The 10,172-nt window shown below is 56.1% G+C and carries 7 protein-coding genes; 2 read left to right on the top strand and 5 right to left on the bottom strand.

Features of this window, described 5'->3' with window-relative positions; all coding sequences use genetic code 11:
• Positions 1 to 15 precede the first annotated feature (15 nt).
• The 5 genes from PFH44_RS21015 to PFH44_RS20995 form a co-directional block, all read right to left on the bottom strand.
• A complete protein-coding gene (locus PFH44_RS21015) occupies positions 16 to 2,040 on the bottom strand; it encodes a circularly permuted type 2 ATP-grasp protein (RefSeq protein WP_283826043.1) in 2,025 nt (674 codons plus the stop codon).
• Positions 2,041 to 2,064: 24 nt separating this feature from the next.
• Entirely contained in the window at positions 2,065 to 5,409 is a 3,345-nt protein-coding gene (locus tag PFH44_RS21010) for a transglutaminase family protein (protein WP_283826042.1), read from the bottom strand.
• A complete protein-coding gene (locus PFH44_RS21005; protein ID WP_045859556.1) occupies positions 5,406 to 6,350 on the bottom strand; it encodes an alpha-E domain-containing protein in 945 nt (314 codons plus the stop codon). The genes PFH44_RS21010 and PFH44_RS21005 overlap by 4 nt, the downstream gene beginning before the upstream one ends.
• 5 nt (positions 6,351 to 6,355) lie before the next feature.
• Positions 6,356 to 7,807 carry a circularly permuted type 2 ATP-grasp protein gene (locus PFH44_RS21000; protein WP_237374742.1) on the bottom strand — a complete coding sequence of 484 codons (1,452 nt, stop codon included), beginning with the start codon at positions 7,805 to 7,807 and terminating at the stop codon, positions 6,356 to 6,358.
• Between the two features lie 82 nt (positions 7,808 to 7,889).
• Positions 7,890 to 8,120, bottom strand: coding sequence for a hypothetical protein (locus tag PFH44_RS20995; RefSeq protein ID WP_283826040.1), 231 nt, complete (start codon positions 8,118 to 8,120; stop codon positions 7,890 to 7,892).
• A gap of 612 nt (positions 8,121 to 8,732) precedes the next feature.
• Here PFH44_RS20995 and PFH44_RS20990 point away from each other — a divergent pair.
• Together PFH44_RS20990 and PFH44_RS20985 are read left to right on the top strand one after the other, a co-directional pair.
• Complete coding sequence (locus PFH44_RS20990) at positions 8,733 to 9,290, top strand: sigma-70 family RNA polymerase sigma factor (protein ID WP_133599732.1); 558 nt, start codon at positions 8,733 to 8,735, stop codon at positions 9,288 to 9,290.
• The coding region (locus tag PFH44_RS20985; RefSeq protein WP_283826038.1) for a FecR domain-containing protein at positions 9,280 to 10,172 on the top strand (893 nt) is incomplete at its 3' end. The genes PFH44_RS20990 and PFH44_RS20985, both read left to right, overlap by 11 nt.

Raw genomic sequence — 10,172 nt, 5'->3', positions numbered from 1 at the left:
GCGGCGGAAATTCTCCTAAAACCGCCAGTCCATTCCACGCAGCATGCTTTCATGGTTCAGCCCGGATAACGCCAGTAAAGAGGTGACCAGATTATCCAGTGACTCTTCCGGGAGCTCCGGCAGCCCATCCTGATAGGCCACCTCCACCGCCCGAATACAATCGCGTAACTCATTGAGAATAATTCGGGTATCGGCCGAGAGCATCTCTTTTACCTGCTCGCCGCAGGTCAGCATGCTTTGGATATTAAATTTAATGGACCCGGCGCGTTGGCCATCACAAACCAACGAAGAAAGCTCATGATTCTGGTCACCGCTGGCGTCCGTTTCAGGCAAGGTGCCGGTGAGCGGAAATAATGCCCCCAGCAGGACGTCGCGGCTTTCAGGCATAAACAGCTCAACCCCGTTGAGCTGTTTGAAAAGCGTGCGTATCACCCGCAGGCTCATTTCGGCGCGTTCCGCATAGCGGCCAAACCAGAACAGGTTCTCTATAACGCGGCTGGGCAGATTTCCCTCATCGCGAGGAATGGAGTCCGTCAGCGGCTGCTGCGCTATGTCGGGTTTTTCCCCCAGTATCCACGTATCTTTGCTGCGTGCGCCGGATAAATCGCTAACAATAAATTCATCAGCGGACTCAGCTACCCGTGATAGCGTTCCGGGCATGACGCAGTATCCCTCCGGGGTGGCGACGGTAAACGCGCGGAAAATGCCGGGCCGATATTCAATTTGTTGATTATCCCAGACCGGCACGCGCGAGCCGGGTATATATACCTGAGCCACGTAGTTGTGCGGGTTGGCGGTGATCTGCTGAATGGTGAGCATCCGATTGTGGTCGTCCAGGCTATGACCGTAAATGCTTTTGCTATCAAAGCTGCGCCAGGACGGTTTGATTATCAGGTGCTCAAGGTTACGGATCACAAAATCGCGATCCTCAGCGCGACCGCACCACCAGGTCTTAACCGTCGGGATCAATAGCGGTTCGCCAAGCAAACACTGACTAATTTCTGCGAGAAACGCCAGCAGCGCCGGCGCCTCAAGAACCCCCGAGCCCAGAGGGTTCGCCAGCACGACGTTACCGCTGCGTACCACTTCGAGCAGCCCCGGAACGCCCAGTCGTGAGTCGGAACGTAGTTCCGTTTGGTCGCAATAAGTATCATCCATACGGCGCAAAATCACATCAACTTCCGACAGGCCATTAAGGGACTTCAACCACACCCTGCCGTTACGCACGGTCAGGTCGCCGCCCTGAACCAGCTGAAAACCGAGATAGTTTGCGAGATAAGCATGCTCAAAATAGGTACTGCTGTATGCACCGGGCGTCAGCACCACGATCCGCGGGGTCTCTGTTTTGTGGCTGGCAAGACCGGCTAACGTATGCCGCAGTGCGTGAAAGAAGCCGGAAAGCCGCCGGACATTGCTGTTGCGAAACAGCGACGGCAGCACGCGAGAAACGGCGATTCTGTTTTCAAGAACATAACCGGTGCCGCTCGGCGCCTGGGTACGATCGCCAATAGCCACAAACTGTCCATCACCGCCGCGAACGAGATCGACCGCGTGGAAGATGAGATTATGCGCGCCCGGCAAACGTATACCGTGGCACTGACGCAGAAACCCTGGGTGAGAGAAAACGATTTCTGACGGGATAACGCCCTCTTTCAGCAGCCGCTGTTCGCCGTAGAAATCTTTAAGTATCAGGTCGAAAAGCAGCGAGCGCTGCGCCAGCCCGCGTTCAACGGTTAACCACTCGTCCTCCGCCAACAGATTGGGAATGATGTCCAGCGACCAGACGTTTGGCGACAGCGGATCGCCATTGAGGTTATAGGTTGCGCCATCATCGCGCAAAATACGCCTGGCCTGACGAAGACGGTTTTCCATCCCTTCTATACCCATCTCGCCGACGCTGTTCATGACCTCAGTCCAGTGTGGGCGGATGACGTTCGCCGGATCGCAAGCTTCGTTATAGACGTCTGTCGTAGAGAGTTCGACAGAGAAAGACGCCAGCCCACAGGCCGGCGTGATTGATTCAGAAAAAGAAGCTGTCATGTATTCTGATTACCCGGCTCAAAGCTAAATCCTAGTATACTTCCTGCGAAGATCCAAAGTATGCGGGTATTCATCGCCCGGCTCTTCATCCGGCGGAGCCATAGGGCGCGGAACCTGCTCATGCTCATAGAATGTCCTTAACGCGCTGAATGCGGGAGGAGGCGTCAAGACGCCCTGGGTGAAGCCATGATCCCAGAATCGATTGACGCGCCTTGCCTCAGCTTCATTGCTGTTGACCGGTAGCGTCTCATAGTGACGTCCGCCCGGGTGGCTGACGCGATAGCTGCAGCCACCTATGGAAAGGCCGTTCCAGGTATCAATCAGGTCAAACACCAGGGGGGTATTCACCCCAAGAGTTGGATGCAGCGCCGATGGCGGCGCCCAGGCCCGATAGCGCACCGCCCCCACCATCTCCCCCTTCTTGCCGGTCGCTCGCAGCGGTACGCGGCGGCCGTTGCACGCCAGCACATAGCGTCCTTCAGTCAAACCGGACAGGCGCACCTGCAGGCGTTCGACGGAGGAGTCAACGTAGCGAGAGGTCCCGGACTGCGTTACTTCTTCGCCCAGTACATGCCACGGCTCGATCGCCCAGCGAAGCTCGAGCGCAATATCATCAATTTCCTGGCGACCATAGTGCGGGAAGCGGAACTCTTCAAACGGCAGCAGCCATGACAATTTAAATGGATAGCCATGCCGCTGCAGATCATCCACCACTTCTTTTACGTCCTGCCAGACGAAATGCGGCAACATAAACTTATCGTGCAACTGGGTGCCCCAACGGACCAGCGGCTTGTGATACGGCTGGTTCCAGAAGCGCGCCACCAGGCAACGGAGCAGCAGCAACTGCACCAGCGACATGCGCGCGTGCGGCGGCATTTCGAAGCCGCGAAACTCCAGCAGCCCCAGACGGCCGCTACTGCTGCCTGCCGCGTACAGTTTGTCGATACAAAATTCTGAGCGATGGGTATTACCGGTGATATCCACCAGCAGGTTGCGCATCAGCCTGTCCACCAGCCATGGGGTATCAACCAGCCCTTCCGGCATGTTCTGAAAGGCTATCTCCATTTCGTAAAGCGCTTCATCCCGTCCTTCATCCGGACGCGGAGCCTGGCTGGTTGGGCCAATAAACATTCCGGAGAATAAGTAGGAAAGACCCGGATGGTGCTGCCAGTATGTCACCAGGCTACGCAGAAGGTCGGGACGCCGCAGTAGAGGGCTGTCGGCAGGAGTGGCCCCGCCTAAGGTCACGTGGTTACCGCCCCCGGTGCCGGTGTGCCGGCCATCAAGCATAAACTTCTCGGCCCCCAGTCGGGTCTGTTGCGCCTGCTCGTAGAGCGTTTCAATATTGTGGACCAGCTCATCCCAGTGGCTGGCCGGGTGAATATTGACCTCGATAACCCCCGGATCGGGGGTTAACAACAGCTTCTGCAGGCGAGCATCTTTTGGCGGCTCATAACCTTCAATCACCACCGGCAGCTGCAACGCGCTGGCCGTCGCTTCGACGGCATGAATCAGGGCAACATAATTCTCCAGATGGGTGACTGGCGGCAGGAACAGATGGAGCTTGCCCTCGCGCGGCTCGAGGCACAGCGCGGTGCGGACCACGCTTTTACTGCTGTTAACCGCCGATTTTTGTTGCTGCAACGCCTGCTGGGCAATGGTGGTGGCCGCCTCTTCCCCGAACGCAAAAACCGCCAGCGGTTCGCGAGGCTCGAAAGGATCGCGTTCGATGACGCGCTCATCTTCGGTGAGTGGCGGCAGCGAACTGAGCGGCAGACGGTAACCCATGGCGCTGTCCCCGGGGATCAGCGTAATCAGGTCCCCCCGCATCGGCCAGCGGCTGCTCCGCCACCGGTGACCATCAAACTCCACGGGGAGAATGTAGCCCGTTGCGTTTTCCATACCGCGGCTGAGCAAGCTGGCCAGCCTGCGCCGTTCAAGGTCATCCTCGAGATTCGCCTTCCTCGGGTCGGCCCCTTCCGGCAGCGCGCGCTCGTGCCACAGGTAGTAGAGCGCATCTTCATACGCGGGTTGCAAATAGCCGGCGTCGACGCCTAGCTGCTGACACAGAGTCTGACCAAAGCGCTCCGCATCAGCGATGCCGTGACCGTAATCCCGATCGACGCGGGCAACGAGCTCCGGGTCGTGCCACAGCGCCTCTCCGTCGGTGCGCCAGAAGCACCCCAGCGCCCAGCGCGGAACCTCCTCTCCCGGATACCATTTACCCTGGCCATAGTGCAGCAGCCCCCCGTGACTGAACTGAGCTTGTAGCCGCAGCAGCAGGTCTTTCGCGAGACGTAATTTGTCCTTACCTAGCGCCTCGGTGTTCCACTGCGCGGAGTCCATGTCGTCGATGGAGATAAACGTCGGTTCGCCCCCCATGGTCAGACGCACATCGTTGGCCTGCAGCTCAACGTCCACGGCGCGGCCCAGCGCGTTGATGTTCAGCCACTCATCTTCGCTGTAAGGCCGCGTGACGCGAGGATCTTCATGAATACGTGTGACAATGTTGGTATAGCTGAACTCACATTCGCACGGGTCGGTTGCGCCGGTAATCGGTGCCGCAGACTGCGGGTCGGCCGTGCAGGCTAAAGGAATATGCCCTTCTCCGGCAAACAGGCCGCTGGTCGGATCCAGCCCCACCCAGCCAGCGCCGGGGAGATAGACTTCACACCAGGCGTGCAGATCGGTGAAATCCTGTTCCGGGCCTGAAGGACCGTCGAGCGCTTTTACATCGGCAGTCAACTGCACCAGATAGCCGGAGGCAAAGCGGGCTGCCAGCCCCAAATGACGCAGTATCTGCACCAGCAACCATGAGGTATCCCTGCACGAGCCTTTTTTCAACGTCAGCGTTTCCTGACAGCTCTGCACGCCGGGCTCCAGGCGAATACCATAGTCAATTTCGTTGGCCAGGCGACTATTGAGCTGCACCAGGAAGGTCACGATATGCACCATTTCCTCGCAATCAACGGTATCCAGCCACGCGTCCAGTTCAGGGCTCTGCTCGGTGACCTTAAGGTAAGGTGCGAGTTCTTCCTGCATCAAGGAATCATAAGCAAAGGGGAAATGCTCGGCATACTCTTCAATAAAGAAGTCAAACGGGTTGATCACGGTCATGTCCGCGATCACCTCCACCGCGAACTCCAGGCGTTTCGTTTTTTCAGGAAACACCAGCCGCGCCTGATAGTTGCCGAACGGATCCTGTTGCCAGTTAATAAAGTGGTCCTCGGGCGTCACTTTCAGGGAATAGCCATGTATATGGGTACGTGAATGAGGCGCTGGGCGCAGGCGCAAAATATGCGGCGCCACGTTGATCAAACGATCGAATTCGTAAGTCGTTGTATGTTGAATCGCAACCCGGATGGTCATACGGCATCCCCCTGCAGGAAATGAAACCAGTTATCGGTAATCAGGTGATGAAGCGCAATCAGGCTGAGCTGAACCTCATTGAGGTAGAGGCTAAACTCGCGGTTCAGATCGTGAGAATTATCGACGCCCCGGGTTGCAAGCAGAAGACTGTCGATGTGATCCGAAACGGCCGCCGCCCGCGGCAGCTCAGCGGCGGCCAGCTTGATTTGCTGCAGGCAATAGCGCTGCGAACGGGGAAAATGCCCATCCGTCAGGAGCAGCGTGACCACCAGCGAGCCTTTAATCGAACAGCGCATTACCCGGCGAAAGCTGAGATAGGCGCTTTGCGATTTCAGGACCTTAGACCACACCACCTGGCCTAACTTGATGCTCTCCTCCTCACGCGCCTGCATCATCAGGGAATTTGCCGCGTCCAGAATGCGCGTATTCATATCGGCGCGCTCCAGATAGCGCCCCATGTTCAGAAAATGCCAGCCGGCATCGCGGCTCATCGACCCGGTCAGCAGGCCGATAATTTTCTGGCATCCTTCAATGACGTTATTAAGATACGTATGTCGTTCGGAGCGGTTGATCCCCAGGCGGATGTTCTGTCTGGCGTACAGATCCAGTTCATTAATCAGCTCCCACATCTCTCCCGGCACCACATCGCGGCTGGTACGGATATTTTCACGGACCATTTTTAATGACGACAGCAGAGAGTCCGGGTTGCTCTCGTCGGCCAGCATAAACTTCAGCACATTGCGTTCGTCTTTAATCTTATAGCGCTGGCCAAACAGGGCGACGCCGCTGCTAATTTCGATCAGGTTATACCAGGAAACAGCGATATCCCGTGGCAGATCGTAAAGCAGATCGTCATACACGCTGACTAACCGCGCGATATTCTCCGCGCGCTCCAGATAACGCGCGCTCCAGTACAGGCGCGCAGCAACTCTTGATAGCATGTTCATTATCTTTTGCTCTCCACGATCCAGGTATCCTTACTCCCGCCGCCCTGGGATGAGTTAACCACTAATGAGCCTTTTTTCATCGCCACCCGCGTCAACCCACCGGTTGTTACGTAAGTCTCTTTGCTTTGCAAAATGAAGGGGCGTAGATCGAGGTGGCGCGGCTCCAGATAATCTTTCGCGATGAGCGCCGGTGCGGTAGAGAGCTTCAACGTCGGCTGAGCAATATAGTTGCGTGGATTCGCCTGGATCAGCTCGGCAAACAGCTGCTGCTCTTTTTTGGTCGAGTGCGGCCCGACCAGCATGCCATAACCGCCGGATTCATTAGCCGGTTTCACCACCAGCTTATCCAGGTTCTGCAGAACGTATTCCCGTTCATCATCATTCTGGCAGAGGAAGGTTTCCACATTCGGCAGAATAGGCTCTTCGTCCAGATAGTAGCGAATCAGTGCCGGAACATACGCATAGACGACCTTGTCATCCGCCACCCCGGCGCCGGGAGCATTGGCCAGCGCCACGTTTCCGGCTTTCCATGCCCGCATCAGGCCAGGCACCCCGAGAACAGATTCGGGATGAAATACTTCCGGGTCGAGGAACATATCGTCAATGCGTCGGTAAATGACGTCCACCCGCTCCGGGCCGTAGATCGTTTTGGTGTAGACGCAGTCGTCGTCGCCAACAAACAGATCGGCGCCTTCCACAAGCTCTACCCCCATTTGCTGGGCCAGAAAGGCGTGTTCGAAGTAGGCAGAGTTATAAATCCCCGGGGTCAGCACCACGATTTCCGGGCGCTCAATCTGCCGGGGCGACAGGGCCGTCAGGGTTTCCAGCAGCTGTGCCGGATAGGCGTCAATGGGTTTGATATCCTCACGTTCAAACAACTCCGGCAGAACGCGCTTGGTGATGGCTCGGTTTTCCAGCATATAGGAGACGCCGGAGGGGACGCGCAGGTTATCTTCCAGCACGTAGAACTGCCCTGTTTCATCGCGGACTAAATCGGTCCCGCAAATATGCGCCCAGACGCCATAAGGTGGCGACATCCCGACACACTCAGGGCGAAAATTCTTCGACTCCTTAATGATATATTCGGGAATGATGCCATCTTTGATGCAATGTTGTTCATTGTACAGGTCATTGATAAAGCGGTTCAGAGCGGTAAGGCGCTGCTTCAGGCCGGTTTCGGCTATCGTCCAGTCCTGAGCATCAATGGTGCGGGGAATAATATCGAATGGCCAGATCCTGTCGATATTTCCTTTGTCGGTATACACCGTAAAGCTAATTCCCATTTCCTGTATTGTCGCCTCTGCCGCCAGACGACGCTTTTCAAGTTCATCCGGCGCAAGCGAATCCAGACACTGAATCAAACTCTGCGCTGAACGGCGGGGATTGCCCTCATGGTCGATCAGTTCGTCGAAATAGACGTCGGCTTTGTAGTTTTTTATGAGTTTATGCATCAGCATTGTATCCTTATCAAACCGCCGATCGGGGCAGTATATGCTTTACTTTCACAGAACTAAGCCTTTTGCCTTTCGTTTCTCAAAACAAAGGAGGTACTATTTTTTTGCAGCACAAATCAATCCCGGCATAATAAATGCCGTTATCTCTGCATGATTTTTTGGGTTGATCAATGCGGGTTAAATTACGTACAGGACACCCCCCTTGAAAATCATCGTCAACGTGAACTTTAAATCGGTTGCGCGTTAAATAATAACCGCATTGCAATCCTTTTCCGGGCTGCCATATCGGCACTGATAATGCAAGCTGCATATTATTGCTGCTGCCCCGGAGTTTACCTGTGTATCGCTTTCATTTTTTACGCTGGCGTATAAATATAAGCACAAAACATGCCATTAATTTATTCATTAAGTATCAACGGGATATCCGAGTGAACCATAGAGCACCACAATGGGGCACGGATCATCATGATGCATGGGAGATCCTGAAAAGCACCAAAATGAGACATTGTCTTTCTTTATTTGACGGAGCCTGAGATAAACCTTGCACCATGAAGCAGGTTACTTTCGGTGCAGGCCGTTTACTGCCTGATTAATTTATTACCGGCTTGCGCGTCAATCCGCAGATTATTTTTTTCGCTCGCGGGAGGGGATTATTTTCATCCGGTTAAATTATCCGCTGGCGGATGATTTTCACTATATTTAATTGCGAAGATGACTGTTTTCTTTGTTGTTGCCGAATTTACCGCAGCATTGCAGGGGCGTGAGTTTACTCAAAGCAGGCCCTTATTCAGGGGACAACCCTTTTATGCGTAATACGTGGATGGTAATTTTTTCGCATTCAATGTTGAAATGAAAATCATTCTCATGTAAATTTTCATGTCTAAATGTTTCCTGTTTACCCTCCTCTGGCGGTTAGAGCGACATGTCATCTCCTGGTTTTAGTTCAGCTGAAAATATTGTGCTGCTGTTCTCCGAGCATAACAACTGGCTGCAAAAGTTGCTCAGACGACGCCTTGGGAATGCCAGCGATGCCGCCGATCTGGCGCAGGACGTCTTCCTGCGCCTGCTGATAAAGCCGCGAAACTTTGACACTCTTGCCGGCGCGCGCGCCTACCTTGGCTCGATGGCTCAGGGCATGTGTATTGACCTGTGGCGCAGAAAAGAAATCGAGCGCGTCTGGCTGGAAACATTGGCGGCTCAACCGCTGGCCACCGCGGTCTCAGCAGAACACTGCGCGATCGTCCTGGAAACGCTTTTTCAGGTGGACGCCATGCTGCAGGCGCTGCCGGAAAAAGTCCGCGCGGCGTTTTTGATGTCGCAGATCGGCGGGCTGACCTACGCGAAAATCGCCGCTGAACTCGCCGTCTCCGAGCGCATGGTGAAGAAATATATGGCTCAGGCCATGCTTCACTGCCTGAGTCTTGAAGTCGAGTATCTCGATGCACTCCCCCCCGCCGCGGTCAGATACGATGAGCCATAAACCCGGCTTCGCCGCGCTGCAGCAGGCGGCAAACTGGTATGCCGAAGTCGAGGACCTCGCGTCACCGCAGACCTATCCCGCCGCGTTACAGCGCTGGCTTGACGAGAGTCAGGAGAATCAGCTGGCGTGGCGCTACGTGCTGAACATCAGCCAGCGCTTTTCGCCGCTGCGGGAAAGTGATGAGCGACAAACGGCGGCACTCACCGCGTTGACCCAGAGAACGCACGCCGCCGGACGGCGCCAGGTGCTAAAAATGGCGGCCTGGATTTCCGTCGGCACCCTGCTCGCCTGGGGCAGCTGGCGTCATACGCCGCTGCGCAATCAGCTCCTGGCGTGGCATGCCGATTATCACAGCCCCCACGGCGAAATAAGGTCGTTTACGCTGGCTGATGGCTCGCGGATCTGGCTTGACACCGACAGCGCGCTGAACGTTGATTACACCCCGACGCAGCGCGCGCTGCGGCTGCTGAACGGCCGGGTGATGATCGAAACCGCCGCCGATCCGCATCGCCCGCTGACCATCGCCACCGCGCAGGGCAAAATGCGCGCCCTCGGCACGCGTTTCAGCGTGCAGGCGCTCGGCGATACCACCGTGCTGCAGGTGTATCAGGGGGCGGTGGAAGTCTCCCCGGCGGCCGTCAGCGACGCGTCGATCGTGCAGGCCGGTCAGGCGATGACCTTCCGTCAGGATTCCTTTGGCCCGATGTCGCCGCTGCGTAATGCGCAGCCTGCCTGGCCTCGCGGGTTGCTACAGGCCGATAATCTCCCCCTCGGTGAGTTTATCGAACGGCTGTCGGCCTATCGCCGCGGCTATCTGGGATGCGATCCGGCCGTGTCAGCGCTGACCGTCACCGGTACGTTCCCGCTGCATGATACCGATAT

The sequence above is a fragment of the Klebsiella sp. Ech2A genome, assembly GCF_030078455.1.
Lineage (GTDB): Bacteria > Pseudomonadota > Gammaproteobacteria > Enterobacterales > Enterobacteriaceae > Klebsiella > Klebsiella terrigena.
Note: the sequence above shows the minus strand (reverse complement) of the source record. Positions and strands in the feature narration are given on the sequence as shown.

Bases quoted from the DNA above. Each gene is read 5' to 3' on its own strand.
- PFH44_RS21015 (WP_283826043.1), bottom strand. From the start codon at position 2,040: ATGACAGCTTCTTTTTCTGAATCAATCACGCCGGCCTGTGGGCTGGCG.
- PFH44_RS21010 (WP_283826042.1), bottom strand. From the start codon at position 5,409: ATGACCATCCGGGTTGCGATTCAACATACAACGACTTACGAATTCGAT.
- PFH44_RS21005 (WP_045859556.1), bottom strand. From the start codon at position 6,350: ATGCTATCAAGAGTTGCTGCGCGCCTGTACTGGAGCGCGCGTTATCTG.
- PFH44_RS21000 (WP_237374742.1), bottom strand. From the start codon at position 7,807: ATGCATAAACTCATAAAAAACTACAAAGCCGACGTCTATTTCGACGAA.
- PFH44_RS20995 (WP_283826040.1), bottom strand. From the start codon at position 8,120: ATGCAGCTTGCATTATCAGTGCCGATATGGCAGCCCGGAAAAGGATTG.
- PFH44_RS20990 (WP_133599732.1), top strand. From the start codon at position 8,733: ATGTCATCTCCTGGTTTTAGTTCAGCTGAAAATATTGTGCTGCTGTTC.